Origin of the sequence: Nocardioides sp. WS12, from assembly GCF_014108865.1 — a bacterium.
Lineage (GTDB): Bacteria > Actinomycetota > Actinomycetes > Propionibacteriales > Nocardioidaceae > Nocardioides.
The window spans coordinates 3,289,859-3,306,631 of the sequence record NZ_CP053928.1; the positions used below are offsets into that span (position 1 = coordinate 3,289,859).

General features: G+C 69.0%; 20 protein-coding genes. 7 read left to right on the top strand and 13 right to left on the bottom strand.

The genetic code is table 11. The features are described 5' to 3' along the window. Positions 1 to 40: 40 nt before the first annotated feature. Positions 41 to 295 (top strand): hypothetical protein, encoded by a 255-nt coding sequence (locus HRC28_RS16050; protein ID WP_182376471.1) that lies wholly within the window; start codon positions 41 to 43, stop codon positions 293 to 295. Here the strand turns inward: HRC28_RS16050 and HRC28_RS16055 are convergent, their stop codons facing one another. Further along, positions 296 to 1,285, bottom strand: coding sequence for a GNAT family N-acetyltransferase (locus HRC28_RS16055; protein ID WP_182376472.1), 990 nt, complete (start codon positions 1,283 to 1,285; stop codon positions 296 to 298). Between the two features lie 52 nt (positions 1,286 to 1,337). On the opposite strand from HRC28_RS16055, the gene HRC28_RS16060 reads away from it, so the two are divergent. Further along, entirely contained in the window at positions 1,338 to 1,703 is a 366-nt protein-coding gene (locus tag HRC28_RS16060; RefSeq protein WP_182376473.1) for a hypothetical protein, read from the top strand. A gap of 4 nt (positions 1,704 to 1,707) precedes the next feature. Here HRC28_RS16060 and HRC28_RS16065 read toward each other — a convergent pair whose 3' ends face one another. Together HRC28_RS16065 and HRC28_RS16070 are read right to left on the bottom strand one after the other, a co-directional pair. Then, on the bottom strand, positions 1,708 to 2,559 hold the full coding sequence (locus HRC28_RS16065; RefSeq protein WP_182376474.1) for a hypothetical protein: 852 nt from the start codon (positions 2,557 to 2,559) through the stop codon (positions 1,708 to 1,710). After that, positions 2,556 to 2,936, bottom strand: coding sequence for a VOC family protein (locus tag HRC28_RS16070; RefSeq protein ID WP_182376475.1), 381 nt, complete (start codon positions 2,934 to 2,936; stop codon positions 2,556 to 2,558). Before HRC28_RS16070 ends, HRC28_RS16065 begins: the two co-directional genes overlap by 4 nt. On the opposite strand from HRC28_RS16070, the gene HRC28_RS16075 reads away from it, so the two are divergent. Next, positions 2,925 to 3,710, top strand: coding sequence for a PilZ domain-containing protein (locus HRC28_RS16075; protein ID WP_182376476.1), 786 nt, complete (start codon positions 2,925 to 2,927; stop codon positions 3,708 to 3,710). The genes HRC28_RS16070 and HRC28_RS16075 overlap by 12 nt on opposite strands. Before the next feature lie 30 nt (positions 3,711 to 3,740). Here HRC28_RS16075 and HRC28_RS16080 read toward each other — a convergent pair whose 3' ends face one another. From HRC28_RS16080 to HRC28_RS16100, 5 genes are all read right to left on the bottom strand, one after another. Continuing rightward, positions 3,741 to 3,938 (bottom strand): hypothetical protein, encoded by a 198-nt coding sequence (locus HRC28_RS16080; RefSeq protein ID WP_182376477.1) that lies wholly within the window; start codon positions 3,936 to 3,938, stop codon positions 3,741 to 3,743. A gap of 93 nt (positions 3,939 to 4,031) precedes the next feature. Next, entirely contained in the window at positions 4,032 to 5,198 is a 1,167-nt protein-coding gene (locus tag HRC28_RS16085; protein ID WP_182376478.1) for an acetyl-CoA C-acetyltransferase, read from the bottom strand. Continuing rightward, positions 5,191 to 5,814 carry a TetR/AcrR family transcriptional regulator gene (locus tag HRC28_RS16090; protein WP_182376479.1) on the bottom strand — a complete coding sequence of 208 codons (624 nt, stop codon included), beginning with the start codon at positions 5,812 to 5,814 and terminating at the stop codon, positions 5,191 to 5,193. Before HRC28_RS16090 ends, HRC28_RS16085 begins: the two co-directional genes overlap by 8 nt. After that, complete coding sequence (locus HRC28_RS16095) at positions 5,792 to 6,595, bottom strand: SDR family oxidoreductase (protein ID WP_182376480.1); 804 nt, start codon at positions 6,593 to 6,595, stop codon at positions 5,792 to 5,794. The genes HRC28_RS16090 and HRC28_RS16095 overlap by 23 nt, the downstream gene beginning before the upstream one ends. Beyond that, a complete protein-coding gene (locus HRC28_RS16100; protein ID WP_237111521.1) occupies positions 6,592 to 7,806 on the bottom strand; it encodes an acyl-CoA dehydrogenase family protein in 1,215 nt (404 codons plus the stop codon). Before HRC28_RS16100 ends, HRC28_RS16095 begins: the two co-directional genes overlap by 4 nt. A 40-nt stretch (positions 7,807 to 7,846) precedes the next feature. Between HRC28_RS16100 and HRC28_RS16105 the strand changes: the two genes are divergently transcribed. From HRC28_RS16105 to HRC28_RS16120, 4 genes are read left to right on the top strand one after another with little or no spacing between them, the layout of a single operon-like run. Then, complete coding sequence (locus tag HRC28_RS16105; protein ID WP_182376482.1) at positions 7,847 to 9,316, top strand: FadD3 family acyl-CoA ligase; 1,470 nt, start codon at positions 7,847 to 7,849, stop codon at positions 9,314 to 9,316. After that, the gene (locus HRC28_RS16110) at positions 9,316 to 10,491 is read left to right on the top strand and encodes an acyl-CoA dehydrogenase family protein (RefSeq protein WP_182376483.1); all 1,176 of its coding nucleotides are present in this window, start codon (positions 9,316 to 9,318) and stop codon (positions 10,489 to 10,491) included. The genes HRC28_RS16105 and HRC28_RS16110 overlap by 1 nt, the downstream gene beginning before the upstream one ends. Next, complete coding sequence (locus HRC28_RS16115; RefSeq protein ID WP_182376484.1) at positions 10,488 to 11,399, top strand: acyl-CoA dehydrogenase family protein; 912 nt, start codon at positions 10,488 to 10,490, stop codon at positions 11,397 to 11,399. Before HRC28_RS16110 ends, HRC28_RS16115 begins: the two co-directional genes overlap by 4 nt. After that, the gene (locus HRC28_RS16120) at positions 11,396 to 12,382 is read left to right on the top strand and encodes an acyl-CoA dehydrogenase family protein (protein WP_182376485.1); all 987 of its coding nucleotides are present in this window, start codon (positions 11,396 to 11,398) and stop codon (positions 12,380 to 12,382) included. Before HRC28_RS16115 ends, HRC28_RS16120 begins: the two co-directional genes overlap by 4 nt. On the opposite strand, the gene HRC28_RS16125 is transcribed toward HRC28_RS16120, so the two are convergent. From HRC28_RS16125 to hsaD, 5 genes are read right to left on the bottom strand one after another with little or no spacing between them, the layout of a single operon-like run. After that, complete coding sequence (locus HRC28_RS16125) at positions 12,312 to 12,818, bottom strand: hypothetical protein (protein ID WP_182376486.1); 507 nt, start codon at positions 12,816 to 12,818, stop codon at positions 12,312 to 12,314. The genes HRC28_RS16120 and HRC28_RS16125 overlap by 71 nt on opposite strands. 36 nt (positions 12,819 to 12,854) lie before the next feature. Further along, positions 12,855 to 14,207: a hypothetical protein gene (locus HRC28_RS16130; protein WP_182376487.1), complete on the bottom strand. Its 1,353-nt coding sequence runs from the start codon at positions 14,205 to 14,207 to the stop codon at positions 12,855 to 12,857. A gap of 59 nt (positions 14,208 to 14,266) precedes the next feature. After that, positions 14,267 to 14,929, bottom strand: coding sequence for a flavin reductase family protein (locus HRC28_RS16135; protein ID WP_237111522.1), 663 nt, complete (start codon positions 14,927 to 14,929; stop codon positions 14,267 to 14,269). 35 nt (positions 14,930 to 14,964) lie between these two features. Further along, positions 14,965 to 15,864, bottom strand: coding sequence for an iron-dependent extradiol dioxygenase HsaC (gene hsaC, locus HRC28_RS16140; RefSeq protein ID WP_237111523.1), 900 nt, complete (start codon positions 15,862 to 15,864; stop codon positions 14,965 to 14,967). Further along, positions 15,861 to 16,772 (bottom strand): 4,5:9,10-diseco-3-hydroxy-5,9,17-trioxoandrosta-1(10),2-diene-4-oate hydrolase, encoded by a 912-nt coding sequence (gene hsaD, locus HRC28_RS16145; protein ID WP_237111524.1) that lies wholly within the window; start codon positions 16,770 to 16,772, stop codon positions 15,861 to 15,863. The genes hsaC and hsaD overlap by 4 nt, the downstream gene beginning before the upstream one ends. Position 16,773 lies beyond the last annotated feature (1 nt).

Consider the following 16,773-nt stretch of genomic DNA (forward strand, 5'->3'; position numbering starts at 1 on the left):
TGTCGGTGCTGTCGCCTAGGGTCAGGGACGTGAAGTGCCGATGAGCAAGATGGATGGACTGCGCGCGATGCGCGAAGCCCGCTACGCAGCAGCAAACGCCCGGACCGGGACGCCCGCGACGACCGCCAAAGCCGCGCCGAAGAAGGCGACCGCCAAGCCGGCGGCCAAGGCCGCGGCCAGCGCCCCGGTCGCCGACGGCGAGACCGACGAGGCCCTGTGCGGTCACCGCAACATGAGCGGGCGCACCTGCACCCGCGAGCGCGGGCACAGCGCAAAGAGCCACCGCTACTCCTGATCACCCCAGGTTGCGCTGGTAGGCCCACTCCCGGCCCAACACCTGGTAGCCCAGGATCTCGTTGACGCCGATCATGTGGTCGTTGGATTCCGCGTTCCACGTGTCGACTGTCTTCAGTTGCGGCTCGTCATCGCGCAGCCAGCGCAGCATGTCCGCCTTGAGTAGCAGGCCGAGCCGGTGGCCCCGATGGGCGCGCATCACCGAGGTGTCGTGCTGGTCACCCCAGGTCGGGTCCTCCTCCGAGACGACGATCACCGTCTGCGCGGCGAGTTCGCCGGACGGGACGTGGCGCGCCACCACGCGATAGAGGCGCTCCCCGCGACCGGCCATGGCCGTCTCGTAGGCAGCCATCCGCTCGGCCGTGAAGACCTCGTCCTCGTAGTCCAGGTCATCGGTCGGCGCATCGTTGATGGCCGACGCCATCACGGCAAGCGAGTCGAGACGTTCGACCGGCGTCGGGACGCTCCAACGCTCGAGGACGTAGTCCGTCGCGTGAGGCAGGGCGGCGTCGTACCGCTTGTCCAGCTCGGGCCAGTCGATGTCCGCCAGCACCTGTCGCCGGTTGATCGAGGCAAGCTTCTTCTCGAAGCCGTGCCGGGCAGCGAAGCCATCGGCCGCGGCCGAGTCCCAGCCCTCACCCGCGATGATCTTCCGTCCGCGGCGGCGCGCCTCGTCAAGCAGGACCTCGAGGATCCCGGCTCCATGGCCCTGGCGGCGATGCTCCGGGTGCACCTCGACCCGAATCCAGGCCAGCTCGAGGTTGTCGTACTCGCTGGCGCTGATCGCGCCGCTGCCGACCACGACGTCGTCGACGCGCGCAAGGTAGGGCGTGTCGACCTCGCCGTCCCAGCCGTGCCGGAAACGACCGACGGCCATCGCTCGCGTCTGCGGCCGGTTCCAGGGGCTGTCGACGCTGTTCGTGGCGTTGGTCAGGTCGACCCACGCATCGATTTCGGCCACGTCATCGGGGCCAAACGGATGAATCTCCATGGCAGCAGCATGCGGTGACAGGTCGTGCTCCGCCACTGGATATTGTCGAGAGGTGAACCAGCCGACGCCGACACCCAGCCCGAGCGCTCCGCGTCGCAAGCACCTGATGGACCCGAACGCCCCACGCAAGGCCCCCGACCCCAAGGACCTCGAGCGGCTCGCCCGTGTGCAGCGCCGGGTGGTCTCGGTGCTGGCCATCACCACCGTCCTGCACCTGTCCGCCGGGCTGGTGATCGCGGCCCGGCACGTGGGCGAGGACCGGCTCGACGCACAACTCACGCTGCTCACCATCGCGACGGTGTTCATGGTCGGCGGCATCGCAGCGACGCTGGTGATCAACCACCGCAAGTGGCTGTCGCCCTGGCTACTGCTCGGACTGCTCCCCGGCGTCGTCGGCCTCTGGTGGATCGTGCTCTGACCTGTCAGTCGTCGCTGATCTCGACCTGATAGACGTCGTGCTCGGTGCCTGCAGCAAGCGTGAAGCCCCAGCCCGTCGGCAGGGCGATATAGGGCCAGATGGCCGGGTGCGCCTGGTACATGTCCTGCAGCGTCGCCACGGTGAAGCCCACCGTCTTGCTGACGGTGTCGAAGTCGTCGTTCTCGGCGAACACCACCCAGCCCGTGTCCCGCCGCTCGGCGTCGGCGGGGAACCGGGCGCCGTAGACGAGCAACGACTGCGGTGTGACGTTCTTGGCGAGCAGGCCGCTGCCCATCGGCCACGGCGGCTCCGGGCGGGCACCCATGCGATCGCAGACCTCCTGCTGGTCACCACGGATGCGCGGCGGCGCGAGCGGGTCCACCGGTGAGGTCGGGTCGGTCCCCGGGTTGTCCGGATCGGCCTCCCACTTCGCGAGGAACGCCAAGAAGTCGTCGTAGTCCGGCACCTGCGCCCCGGTCGCGATCAGGTGGGACAACGGCAGGTGCAGCCGGTCGTTGGGCAGCAGGCGCGTGTGGGTGCCGAACGGGAGGTTGTCGAGGGCGCACTCGACCGTGTCGCCATGGACTCCCAGCACGATGGCCCACATCCGCTCGACCTGCGTGACCAGGTTCGGCTGTCCCGCGTCGTCGTACGGCGCCACCCCGTCGCGTACGACGTCGGCGATCGTGACGACCTGGAACATCGCGCGCACCATGCTGCCGGGCACCAGCGCGTCGAGCTCGGCCGCTGTCGGCATCCCGAACGTGTCCGGATGCTGGGCGGCCGTCGGCCGCGGATCGACGAGTTCCCAGCCACCCTGCGCGAGCAGGGCCAACAGGTCCGGAGAAGCGCTCATGGGGCCGGAGCGTACCGGTGCGTCACCGCCTCGATGTTGTTGCCATCGAGGTCGCGCACGAAGGCGCCGTAGTAGCCCGGGTGGTACTCCGGGAACGGGCGCGGAGCGTGCAGGACCTCGGCACCCGCGGCCACCGCGGCGTCGTGGAAGGCGTGGACGGCGGCGACGTCGGCCGCCTGGAAGGCGACATGGACTTCGCGATTGGCCGGCATGTCGTCGTACCGGCTGAGCCAGAAGGCCGGATCCTCCGGCGTGCCGTAGCCACAGGCGACGTCGTAGTCGAGCACGCGGGCGAAACCGAGGGGCGCGAGGACCGCGTCGTAGAACGCCTTCGAGGCGTCAAGATCTGCACAGTTGATGCCGAGGTGATCGATCATGCCTTCATCGAAGCAGGTCCCACCGACATCGCGACCCGCACGTTCTGGCGGAGTGCTCAGGTCGACCATCGCGGAGCCGACGAGAAGAACATGTCGGTCCCCAGCCCGGACCCATCAGGTCCGGAAGTCCACCCAGGGATCCTTCAGACGGTCGCTCTGACACTGCGCCCGACTGCGGGAGAGCCGATCGCGCTCACCACACGCGTTCTGGACCTGGAGCCGCAACCCGACGGCGGGACCAACCTCGTCGTCGCGTGCCCTGACGGCCACGACCCGCTGGAGCACCACTTCGAAGCAACCGTGTCCTGGACCTATCCCCTGGGCCGGATGGAGTGCCTGGTGAGTTCGCAGCCAGCCAAGCGCGCGTACGGCCGGGTCTGGCTGCTGCGCCTGAGCGCGCCGGCGATGCGAGTCCAGGCACGCAACTACTTCCGGGCACGTGTCTCGGTGCCGGTCCTGCTGACCTGGACCGATGGCACCGACGAGTTCGATCGGCCGCAACCGGCCGAACTGGTGGCCGTCGCCGTCGACCTCGGCGAAGGGGGCTTGCTGGCCGTCGTCCGCACCGAACCGCCCACCGCCGGGACTCTGGTCGATGCCACCGTCCGTGTCGAGGGCACCAACTACACCCAACCCGCCCGGGTGATCCGGCACGTCGACTTCATCAGCGGAGGCCTCGGAGTCGCCGTTGCCTTCCTGGACCCCAAGCTCCACGGTGACCGGTTCCGCAAGCTGGTGTTCGAGTCCGAGCGACGCCGGCGCCGCGTCCGATGAACAGTCCGGTGACCGGCACCGGGTACGTCGTCAGGCAGCGTGCTGCTGATCAGCGACGCCGTGCGGAAGGCGGTGGGCGAGCTCAGCCGCGCCGCTCGCCAGACGGCGCACGCCGCGCTCATCCACGCGACCACGCGCCCAGAGGACAGCAATGGATCGTCCGGCAATGCAGCCCAGCGCATACGTAGCGAGGACGTAGACCGGAATCTCAGTACGACGGTGGCTCATGATGCCCCCTTTCCCTTGTGCAACTCATCGGCAGCGGCTCGCTGACGTTGAGCAACATGCCCCGGAAAGGGGGCTCTCACACGTGCGCGGGGTTCAGCCCAGGCGCTCGATGATCGTCACGTTGGCCTGACCGCCGCCCTCGCACATCGTCTGCAGGGCGTAGCGGCCCCCGGTGCGCTCGAGTTCGTTGAGCATCGTGGTCATCAGGCGGGTCCCGGTCGCGCCGATCGGGTGACCGAGGGCGATGCCGCCGCCGTTGACGTTGACCTTCTCGTGCGGCGCGCCGGTCTCCTTCATCCAGGCCAGCACGACCGAGGCGAAGGCCTCGTTGCACTCGAAGAGGTCGATGTCGTCGATCGAGAGTCCGGACTTCGCGAGGGCGTGCTTGGTCGCCTCGATCGGACCCGTGAGCATCCAGACCGGGTCGTCGCCACGCACCGACAGGTGCACGACGCGAGCCCGCGGCGTCAGGTCGTGGTCCTTCACGGCCTGCTCGGAGGCGATCAACATCGCGGACGAGGCGTCGCAGATCTGCGACGCGACAGCGGCCGTGATCCGGCCGCCGGGAGCCAGCGGTTCGAGGCCCGCCATCTTCTCCAGCGACGTCTCGCGGGGGCACTGGTCGACGTCGAAGACGGTGCCGTCCTCCAACGTGAACGGCACGATCTCGCGGGCAAAGCGGCCTTCGGCGATCGCCGTCCGCGCGCGGGTGTGCGACGCGAGGGCGTACTGCTCCATGTCCAGGCGGGAGATGTCCCACTTGGCGGCGATCATCTCGGCGGAGTTGAACTGGCTGACCTCGACGTCGCCGTAGCGCTTGGCCCAGCCGGGCGACTCGGCGAACGGCGTGGTGAAGCCGTACTGCTGGCCGACCAGCATTGCGGCGGAGATCGGGATGGCACTCATGTTCTGCACGCCACCGGCGATGACCAGATCCTGGGTGCCGGACATGACGCCCTGAGCAGCGAAGTGCACGGCCTGCTGGGACGAGCCGCACTGACGGTCGATCGTCACACCGGGCACGTGGTCCGGAAGCCCAGCGACCAGCCACGCCGTACGGGCCACGTCGCCGGCCTGGGAGCCGATGGTGTCGCAACAACCGAGGATCACGTCGTCCACGGCGCCGGGGTCGATCCCGGTGCGCTCGACCAGGGCCGCGAGCGTGTGCGCGGCAAGGTCGGCGGAGTGGACAGCGGCGAGCGCTCCCCCGCGCTTGCCGACCGCGGTGCGGGCAGCGTCGATGATGTAGGCCTCAGGCATGGGTGTTCCTCTCAGCGATCCCGTCGAGCAGGATCCGGACGTACTGGTCAGCGATGTCGGTGTGGGTGAGGTCGCGCCCGGGGCGGTACCAGCGCACGGCCACCCACACCGTGTCGCGGATGAAGCGGTAGGTGAGGGTCACGTCGAGGTCGGAGCGCAGGACACCGGTGCGCACGCCCTCCTCGATCAGCGTGACCCAGACCTGGCGGGACTGGGCGTTGCGGTCGGCGAGATAGCCGAAGCGCTCGAACGTGCCGAGGTGGTCGGCATCGTTCTGGAAGATCGCCACCTCGTGCGGGTGCTTGTCGATCGCCTCGAACGAGACCCGGACGGCGGCCTCGAGCTTGGTGCGGGCGTCGTCGCTGCTGGCCAGGATGGCGTCGTACTGCCCGAAGAGCTCCTCCTGGAAGGTCGACAGGATCTCGTCGACCATCGACTCCTTGGAGTCGAAGTGGTGGTAAAGGCTGCCGTTCTGGATGCCCGCAGCGTCGGCGATGTCGCGCACCGTCGTGGCCCGGAAGCCCTTGTTCGCGAAGACGCCGGCCGCGATCGCGAGCAGCTGCTCGCGGCGGCTGGGTCCGGCGCCGTTGGATTCAGGCGTGCTGACTGCTGACACTGATCACCTCACCGGTCAGGTACGACGAGTAGTCGCTTGCGAGGAACACCATCACGTTGGCCACCTCCCACGGGGCCGCGGCGCGCCCGAATGCTTCGCGCTGCTTGAGTTCGTGGAGCAGTTCGGGCGACGTCACCTTCTCCAGGAAGGGGTGCATCGCCAGGCTGGGCGAGACCGCGTTGACCCGGATGCCGTGCGGCGCGAGGTCGAGCGCGGAGCAGCGGGTCAGCGCCATCACGCCGGCCTTGGCGGCGGCGTAGTGGGCCTGGCCCTCCTGCGCGCGCCATCCGATCACCGAGGCGTTGTTGATGATGATGCCCTTCTTGCCGGCGGCGACGAAGCGCTGCCCGGCCGCGCGCGTGGCGCGCATGGTGCCAGTCAGCGTGATGTCGATGACCCGGTTCCAGGTCTCGTCAGTCACCTCGAGGATCGAGTCAGTGCCACCCAGTCCCGCGTTGTTGATGAGGACGTCGACGCCGCCGAACTCGTCGGCCGCGTCGAGGAGGGCCTGGATGTCCTCCTCCAGGGTCACGTTGCAGACGAGTTGGCGGACCCGGTCCGCGCCGAACTCGGCGCCCAGCGCCTCCTCGGCCTCCTTGAGGCGACGCTCGTGCGTGTCGCTGAAGACGACCGCCTTCGCGCCCTCCTCCAGTGCCCGTCGTACGACGGCCGCTCCGATCCCGGCACCGGCGGCTGCCGTCACCACGATGACCTTGCCGGCCAGCAGGTTGTGCCCCGGAACGTAGTCGGGGGTGGGCTGTTCTTCGCGAGTGATCGTCATCCGCGTGGCTCCTTCGGTAGTCCCAGTACTCGCTCAGCGAGGATGTTCTTCTGAATCTCGTCGCTGCCGCCGTAGAGGGTGTCGGCACGGGAGAAGAGGAAGAGCCGCTGGTGTTCGTCGAGGTCGTAGGACCCCGACGCCGCCGCAGAGGGGCGGGACAGCAGCCCGTCGGCACCGGCGACGTCCATGGCGACCTCACCAAGAGTGCGGTGCCAGGTGGCCCAGGCCAGTTTGAAGATCGATCCGGCACCGCCGCCGGCAGCCGAGTCCTGGCCGCCCTCGACCAGCGCCAGCGAGCGCAGCGCGAAGCTGCGGATCACGGCGAGCTCGGTCTTCGACCGCGCCAGCCGGTCCCTGACGATCGGGTCGTCGATCGAGCCGTTGGCCTGGGCGCGAGCGATGACGGTGTCGAGTTCGCGCTCGAACCCGACGGTCTGGCCGAGCGTCGACACGCCGCGCTCGAAGCCGAGCAGGCCCATCGCCACGCCCCAGCCTCGTCCGGGATCGCCGACGACCATGTCGGCCGCCGTGCGGGCGCCGGTGAAGAAGACCTCGTTGAACTCCGAGCCACTGGTGAGTTGCTCGATCGGCCGGATCTCGACGCCGGGCTGATCGAGCGGGACGAGCAGGAAGGACAGGCCCTGGTGGCGGACCGATCCGGGCTCGGTGCGGGCCACGACGAAGCACCAGTCGGACAGGTGGGCCAGCGACGTCCACACCTTCTGGCCGTCGATCACCCACTCGCCCGTGGAGTCATCGAGCCGCGCCTTCGTCTGCACGTTCGCCAGGTCGGAACCAGCGCCCGGTTCGGAGTAGCCCTGCGACCAGAGTTCACGGACCGCAACGATCTCGGGCAGGAAGCGCTTCTTCTGCTCCTCGGTGCCGAAAGCAATGAGAGTGGGGCCGAGCAGTTGCTCACCCAGGTGGTTCACGCCGGCAGGCGCGTCGGCCCGGGCGTACTCCTCGTGGAAGATCACCTGTTGCCACAACGAGAGCCCCCGACCGCCGTACTCCTTCGGCCAGCCGACGGCGGTCCAGCCGTGCTCGGCAAGGAGTCGGTTCCAGGCCAGTCGTTCTTCGTGCGCCTCGTGCTCGCGCCCCGGACCACCGCGGCCGCGCAGGTCGGCCCACTCGCCGGTCAGGTGCTCGGCGAGCCAGGAACGGATCTCCGCGCGGAAGGCACGGTCCTCGGCGCTCTCGGTCAGGTCCACGTCGCCACCATACCAAGCAAATGCTTGGTAGGGTGCAGGCATGGACACGATTCCCGCCGTCTTGCGCAGGGCCGCGGACCAGTACGGCGCGAAGCCGGCGTACGTCGACGGTGACCGCACCGTCTCATTCACCGGGATCCTCGAGGCCGTACGACGCACCGCCGCCGGTTACCGGGAGCGTGGCTTCCTGCCCGGTGAACGCGCCGCGATCTGGGCGCCGAACAGCATCGACTGGGTCGTCGCCGCCCTTGCTGTCTCCTACGCCGGCGGCACCCTGGTGCCCCTGAACTCCCGCTACACCGGCCACGAGGCCGCCGACATCATCGACCGGTCGGGGGCCAGCCTGGTGATCGTGGCCGACGGCTTCCTGGGCCGCCACCAGATCGACGAACTGCGGAATGCCTCCAGCCTGAGCAACGTCCGCGAGGTCATCGACATCGCTGCACTGGCGGACCTCGCCGTGGACCCCGGCGCGATCGACGAGACCGCTGAAGCCGTCACCCCCGACGACGTCGCCGACATCCTCTTCACCTCCGGCACGACGGGGCAGCCGAAGGGCGCGATGAGCGCTCACCGCCAGACCGTCGGTGTCGCGCGGGCGTGGGGCGAACTCGGCGGAGTGACCGCTGACGACCGCTACCTCGTGGTCAACCCGTTCTTCCACGCGTTCGGTTACAAGGTCGGCATCGTCACCGGGCTGACCACCGGCGCGACGCTGTACCCGCTCGCCACCTTCGACCTCGACAAGACGTTGGCGCTCATCGAGTCGGCGCAGATCACCGTGCTGCCGGGAGCGCCCGCGATCTACCAGTCGATCCTGGCCGCCCCGAGCCGCGCCGACCATGACCTCACCTCGTTGCGACTCGCAGTGACCGGTGCCGCGGTCGTGCCCGTCGTACTCATCGAGCGAATGCGTGCGGAACTCGGCATCGACACCGTGGTCACGGCCTTCGGCATGACCGAGGCGGTTGTCGTGACGATGGCCCGCGACGGCGACCCGACCGAATTGGTCGCCACGACCTGTGGACGCGCGATCCCGCGGATGGAGACCCGGATCGACGAATCCGGCGAACTCCTCGTCCGCGGCGACTTCGTGATGCTCGGCTACCTCGACAACCCCGAGGCGACCGCCGAGGCGATCGACACCGACGGCTGGCTGCACACCGGCGACATCGGCGTGATGGACGAACAGGGCAACCTGAAGATCACCGACCGCCTCAAGGACATGTACATCTCCGGCGGATTCAACGTCTACCCGGCCGAAGTCGAACAGGCGCTGATGCGGATGGACGGCGTCACCGACGTCGCCGTCATCGGCGTCCCCGACGAGCGGATGGGCGAGGTGGGCAAGGCCTTTCTCGTCGGTACGCCGTCGGCCGAGGAAGTCATCGCGTTCGCGAAGGACCGCCTCGCCAACTTCAAGGTGCCCCGATCGGTGGAGACCGTCGACGCACTCCCCCGCAATCTGGGCGGGAAAGTCCTGAAGACAGAGTTGAGGAACAGAAACTGATGGATCTCGAACTGAGCGAGTCCGAACTGGCCTTCCAGGCCGAGGCACGCGCCTGGCTGGCCGCGAACGTCCCGGCTGAGCCGCTGCCGTCGCTGGACACCGCCGAGGGCTTCGAACTGCACCGCCAGTGGGAAGCAAGGCTGTCGGAGGCACGGTGGTCCGTCGTGTCCTGGCCCGAGGAGTACCACGGCCGCGGCGCTTCACTGGTCGAGTGGGTCATCTTCGAAGAGGAGTACTACCGAGCCGACGCACCCCTGCGGGTGGGCCAGAACGGAATCTTCCTGCTGTCTCCGATCCTGTTCGAGCACGGCACCAAGGACCAGCAGGACCGGTTCCTGCCGTCGATGGCGACCGGCGAGAAGGTCTGGGCCCAGTGCTGGAGCGAGCCCGAGGCCGGCTCCGACCTCGCCTCGCTGCGCTCGACCGCCCGCCGGGACGACGACCGCGGGGGCTGGGTGCTCAACGGCCAGAAGATCTGGTGCTCGCGCGCCGCCCTCGCCCATTGGGGCTTCGGCCTGTTCCGCAGCGACCCGGAGGCACAGAAGCACTCCGGGCTCACCTACTTCCTGTTCCCCCTCGACGCCGACGGCGTCACGGTGCGCCCGATCGCCCAACTCGACGGTGAAGCCGGCTTCGCAGAGGTGTTCTTCGACGACGTCTTCGTCCCTGACGCCGACGTCCTCGGCGCCCCCGGTGACGGCTGGCGCGTGGCCATGAGTACGGCGGGCAACGAGCGCGGTCTCTCGCTGCGCTCCCCTGGCCGGTTCACTGCCGCGGCCGACCGGCTCGTCACCTTGTACGAGGAGCGCCTTGGTTTCGAGGCTCGCGAGCTCGCACCTCAACCAGCGGCGGCGGACGCGGCCGTCGACGCATGGATCAAGGCCGAGGCCTACCGCCTCTACACGTGGGGCACGGTCACGAAGCTCAAGGACGGCGGCGACATCGGCGCCGCTGGCTCGGTCAACAAGGTGTGGTGGAGCGAGCTCGACATCGCCCTGCACGAGACCGCCCTCGACCTGCTCGGCTCCTCGGCTGAGCTCGAGTCGCGCTGGCTCGACGGCTACACCTTCTCGCTGTCCGGTCCGATCTACGCGGGCACCAACGAGATCCAGCGCAACATCATCGCCGAGCGGATCCTCGGTCTGCCGCGCGAGCCGAAGGGAGTCCAGAAGTGAGATTCGAACTCACCACCGACCAGCAGGACTTCGCGGCATCCCTCGAGTCCTTGCTGTCCGCCTCCGACACCGTCGGAGCCGCCCGCGCGTGGGCCGAGGGCAACCACGACGCCGGACTCAAGCTCTGGCAGCGGCTCGCCGAGCAGGGCCTCACGATGCTCGCCACCGAGGCGACGCCCGTCGAGATCTGCGTCGCGTTCGAGGCGCTCGGGCGGCATGCGGTCCCCGGGCCGTGGGTCGAGTCGGCGGCCTACCTGCCGCTCGCCCTGGGTCGCGAGATCGAGGGTGTGGCCACGGTGGCGGTCCCTCCGCACGTGCCCTACGCGCTCGACGCGGATGTCGCTGACGAGGTGTACGTCGCCGGGCCGGACGGTTTGTCCGAGGCAACGGCCGGTGAGCTGCACGTCTCCGTGGATCGGGCGCGGCGCCTCTTCGACGTCAGCCCGGAGGTTTCGAGGCTCGCTGACGCTCGCACCTCAACCACCGAGGCGTTCGACCTGGCTGTCCTCGCCACCGCCGCCCAACTCCTCGGCGCGGGCGAACGGGTGCTCGCGGACTCGGTCACCTACGTGAAGCAGCGCAAGCAGTTCGGGCGCGAGATCGGTTCCTACCAGGCGATCAAGCACCAGCTGGCCGACGTGCGGATCGCGCTGGACTTCGCGCGGCCACTGGTCTTCGGCGCCGCCCTCGACCCGACGCCGCGGTCGGTGTCGGCCGCCAAGGTCGCCTGCGGAGACGCGGCCTACCTCGCCTCGCGGGTGGGCCTCCAGGTCCACGGAGCGATCGGCTACACCCAGGAGTTCGACCTCAGCATCTGGATCACGAAGATCCGGGCCCTGGTCACCGCCTGGGGAACGCCGGCGTTCCACCGTGCGCGCATTCTCGACTCGCTGCTGGCGGCGCGATGAGGTTCGCACTCAGCGAGGAGCAGGCCGAACTCGCCTCCACCATCCGGAGCGTGCTGGAGAAGCGGGCCGACTCCACCGCCGTGCGTGCCGCCTCGACGTCGCCCACCGGCCACGACGAAGCGCTCTGGGCGACCCTGTGTGAACAGATCGGTGTCGCGGCCCTCAACATCCCCGAGCAGTACGACGGCGTGGGCGCCACGTTCTTCGAGACCGCCGTGGTCCTGGAGGAGCTCGGCCGCTCACTCGCGCCCTCTCCGCTGCTCGCCACGGTCGTGGCAGCCGAAGCCCTGCTCGCAGCAGGCATGGAGGACGCGAAGCAGCGCCTGCTCCCCCGCATCGCGGCCGGCGAGATCGCGACGATCGTGCTCGACGGTCCGGTGATGGATGCCGACCGCGCCGCCATCGTGCTGGCCGTCGTCGGGAACGACCTCGTCGAGGTCGCCGGCGCCACCACCACGTGGACCGAGTCGATGGACCAGTCCGTCCGGCTCGGCCGCCTGGACCTCGACGGCGCGCAGACGACCGTCGTCGGCGACGGCGCGGCGGCACGCAAGCGCGCCGAACTCATTGGCGCAGCGGCCGTTTCCGCGCTCGCTGTCGGCCTGTGCGACCGAGCCCTGCAGATGACCACCGACTACACGAAGGAACGGGTCCAGTTCGGCCGCCCGATCGGCTCCTTCCAGGCGATCAAGCACCGCCTGGCCGAGGTGTTCGCCCGGACCGAGCTGGCGCGCTCAGCGAGCTGGGCGGCGTCGTACGCACTGGCCGAGGGCGAAGACCCCGGCGACGCGGCGTTCCTGACCCACTCAGCGGCGTCGTACGCGCTCGAGACGGCTCAGCTGGCGGCGAGCGAGTGCATCCAGCTGCACGGGGGCATCGCGATCACCTGGGAACACGACGCGCACCTGGTCTTCAAGCGAGCTCATTCGCTGAGTCACCTCTTCGGCGCACCGCACCGACACCGGGAATCCGTGGCGCTCTGATCACGCGCCGGCTGCTCCGGGACGGCGGGGGCACCAGCGAATTGGTCTCCGGATGGACGACGGCCGTGAAGCCGTCCTCGCCCTGGAGCGCCGCACGGATCGAGGGCGCGGCCAGACGCACGACCTCGTCGACCGTCGCGGAGGCCAGCGGTTCCAGTTTCAGGACGTAGCGAGCCATGGCCAGCCCGATCAACTGCGACGCCACCAGTTCGGCCTTCATCGCCGACATCTGGCGACGCTCCGAGATGGGCATGAAGCGCGGATTCAGGACGGCCTTGTTGATCCAGCCATAGAGCTTGGGCGCACCCGGACCAAAGCGCGTGGAGTTCCTGACCAGGCCCAGCATCCGCTGACGCGTGCGCGGGTGCTCACAGAGCAGCAAAAAACGCCGCAGCAGGCGGATCGCGAAGTCTTCGGTGGGGTCAAGGCTGTGCATGTCGCTTCGATGGTGCCCTAGCAGCAGGGGATTTCGTCAGCCCACGGGCTGCGTACAACCCGTGGCGCTCACCACAGCCAGCGACCGATCGAGCGGCAGCGGGCACGCCACCACCCGCACCCCGACCGCTCCGCTCTTCCGCGTTGCGGTGCGGACACGGAACCACTGCACCCCGACCCGCGTCGGCCGGACGCTGTAGACCACCACGCCGTTGCTGTCCGTTCGCTTGCTGCCGATCCGGTGCCAGGCCCCGGCAGCCGAGTACTTCACGGACAGGTAGGTCCGGGTCCGGGCCGACGTCCGGGCCCTCAGTCGCACCAGTTGTCCACGCTGGACCAGGTTCGGGGTTGCCACCAGCGGAATCAGGGCTGCGCGCGTCGACACCCGCGGCGCCGGCGTCGGTGCCGCCACCCGGGCAGGCGTGTTCGTCCGCGCGGAGCTGAAGAGGGTCTTGATCTCGTTCCCGAACGGGTCTGCGATCAGGTACGGCGTGCCGCTGGTGGTTCGACGGGACGTGACGGCCCAGATGTACCCGACATTGGCGTTGGTCATCGAGATGAACCAGGGACCGCCGCTCGCACCGCCGTTCATCGGGCAGGCAATCCTTGCGTCGCTTCCGGCGTAGAGCGTCGTACTGCCGGCACACTTCTGGACCTTCTCGCCGTCGTACGGCGACTCGGCGGGCCAACCCCACACACCGACGCGGTCCTCGCGAATCGGGTAGTTCCACGCCACGGCGTTGCCGCCGACGACATTGACGAGGTTGCGCCCGGCGCGCGGCGCCACGGCAATCAGGGCTTGGTCGAACGCCAGGTCCTCCTCGCTGACCCACTGACTGTGGGTGTAGGCCCGCGTACCGACCCACTTGCCGTCGGGCGCGCTGCCGTCGGCGTACCGCGGGACGAAGAGGAAGTTGGTGTAGTACGCACCGGGACAGGTCTGGCCGCCCAGGAACCCGCACCGCTTCGGCATGCCGCTGTGCGCGCAGTGCGCCGCGGTGATGATGAGATTCTTCGCGGCTGTGTTGACGGAGGCCGCAGAACACACGGCGTTGCCCTCGGGCGTGGTGAAGAACAGTTTGCCGACGCTGCGCGGCGCCGCCAGCGCAGCGGCGCGGCTCGTCGACCGGGGCGTGGCAGGGCGGGGCCGGATCACGTCGCCGAGTTCATCGAGACCGAGCGGTCGCGCCGCCTTCATCCGGTCGGCGGTCCAGTAGGACTCGACACCCGTGGGATCGAGTGAAGCTGCGACGGCGGTGTTGGCCAGCGCGACGGGGCCCTGGCCCTCGCTCCGGACGCGCCCCTCCGCGGGCGTCGCCAACAGGAAGCCGAGAGCGAGCACGCACCCGATGGCCGCAGCCGACCACCGCACAACAGACGTTCTTGGCACGCCATTTCCCCCGGTTCCCCCTGGACTACATGGGAGTAACGCGCGGGCAGGTGCTCAGGTCACGAATCGGTGGTGCGGTACCGACCCTTGAAATAGAGGAGGGGCTCGGCGACCGCGGCCTCGGCGATGTTCGCCTCGAGGTGCTCGACCTTGCCGATGACGACGTAGTGATCGCCGCCCTCGTAGACCGCGTGGATCGTGCAGTCGAGGTGCGCCAGTGCACCGTCGATCACCGGCGAGCCGGTCGAGGTGGCCGGCGTCCAGCCGATGCCGGCGAACTTGTCGGCGCCCTTCGCGGCCATCTGGCCCGAGACGTGCTCCTGGTCAGCGGCGAGCACGTTGACGCAGAACCGACCCGAACGCTGGATCAGGGGCCAGGCCCGCGAGGACCGCGCCGGGACGAACATGACCAGCGGCGGGTCGAGCGAGACGCTCGAGAACGACTGGCAGGTCATGCCGACCGGTTCGCCGCCGCTCATCGTGGTGATCACGGTGATGCCAGACGCGAAGCAGCCGAGGACGTCCCGGAACTGGCGGGCAGCAGCCTGCGCCTCCGGGTCGTCGTGGACGGCAACTTCTTCGCCGGGTCGCAGTTCGAAGTCGACGTCGGCGTCACCAAGGAAGGACTGGATCAGCTCGGGAGGCGGCCAGGTGGCGCGCGCGTCGAGGCTGATGCCCTCGGGGATGCCATCTCCCCGCGGGGTCTCATTCGGTGCCGGCACGGCTTCCACGGTAGCGATCCCGGTCCCGTCGGCGCTCAGTGTCCGCCACCGAAGACGTGACCCCAGTACGAGACTGCGGTCGATTCACGGGCGACCCAGCGGCCGTCATCGACGGTCATGCCGTCGGTGCCGAACTCGATGTCGAAGCCACCGGGCGACTTGACGTAGAACGAGATCATCTCGTCGTTCATGTGGCGACCGAGCGTCGCCGACAGGGGCGAGCCGTGCTTGCGGACCCGCTCGAGGGCGCGGCCGACGTGGTCGAGTTCGTCGACCTCGAGCATGACGTGCACGCACTTGCTCGGGTTCGGCATCGGCAGGAACGCGAGAGAGTGGTGGCGCGGGTTGACGCCCAGGAACCGGAGCCAGACCTTGCTGCCCGGCTCCTTGCCGACGAACTCGCCCGGCATGCTCATCGAGTCGCGCAGCCGGAAGCCGAGCACCTCGGTGTAGAAGCGGAGCGCTTCCACGTCGTCCAGCACCGGGACCACGATGTGACCGAGGCCCTGGTCGCCGGTGACGAACTTCGCGGCGTACGGCGTGACGACGGGTCGCGATTCGTAGGTGATGCCGTGGTAGAGCTCGAAGACGTTGTCCCACGGGTCGCGGAACCGGAGGAGCTCCTGCACGCGGCGTTCGGCGAGCTCCTCGCGAGTGCCCTCCTCGAACTCCACGCCGGCCTTCTGCAGGTGCTCCCTCGCCGCCTGCAGCGCCTGGTGGTCAGCGAGCTCCCAGCCGGTGCAGTCGAGCTGGTCGACGTCGGAGGGGAAGACGACAATTCGCGCCGACACCTCGTCGATGCGCCAGTACTGGTGGTCCGGGTTCGGGCCGCGGCCCTCGGCCAGGCCGAGAACCTTGCCCGCGAACTTCGACCAGGCGGCGAGGTCGGTGCTGGCCACGCGGATGTAGCCCATGGACTTGATGTCGATGGTCATGCGCGCTCCTTGTGACGGGCCAGGAAGGCCGTGGTGATCTCCGCGAACTCCTCGGCCGCCTCGATCTGCGCCCAGTGGCCGCAGTTCGGGAAGACGTGGAGCTGGGCCTTGGGGATCTGCTTGAGCGCGACCAGGGCGCCGTCGAGCGGGTTGACCCGGTCCTCGCGGCCCCAGGTGAGCAGGGTGTGCTTGCGCAGCCGGTGCGCTTCGCGCCACAGCATGCCGTCCTCGGCCCACTCCGGGTTCCAGAAGGACATGCCCATCGATCGCATCGCCTCGAGCGAGCCCGGCGCGGTGGCGTCGGCGAACCGCTCCTCGACCAGCTCGTCGGTCACCAGCTTCTGGTTGACGACCATCGTCGAGATGAACGCCCGCAGCGCCTCGCGGCTCGGGTTCATGGAGAAGTCCATCAAACGCTGGACACCCTCGGTGGGGTCGGCGTGGAACAGGTTCACCGACAGGCCACCGGGGCCCATCAGCACGAGCCGACCGACGCGGTCGGGGTTCTCCAGCGCGAAACGCATGGCGGTGCCGCCACCCAGCGAGTTGCCGAGCAGGTGGATCTTCTCGATCTGCAGCTCGTCGAGCAGCTTGAGCAGGTACGACGCCGAGTGCCGGAAGTAGTTCGCCGTGACCTCCGGCTTGTCCGAGGAGCCGAAGCCCGGCTGGTCGACCAGCAGGGTCCGGAACGTCGCGGCGAAGCGGGGCAGCGCGGAGCCGAAGTTGCTCCACGCCGAGGCGCCCGGACCGCCGCCGTGCAGCAGGACGAACGGCAGCCCTCCACCCACGAGCTCACCGTTGGTCGAGCTCGTCGAGACCCCGGCCTCGTAGTAGTTCAGCGTGATGTCGCCGGCCTTGGCCGAGCGGCGGGTCGCCTCTTTGGAGCAATCCAATTCCTGGCTGGCCACG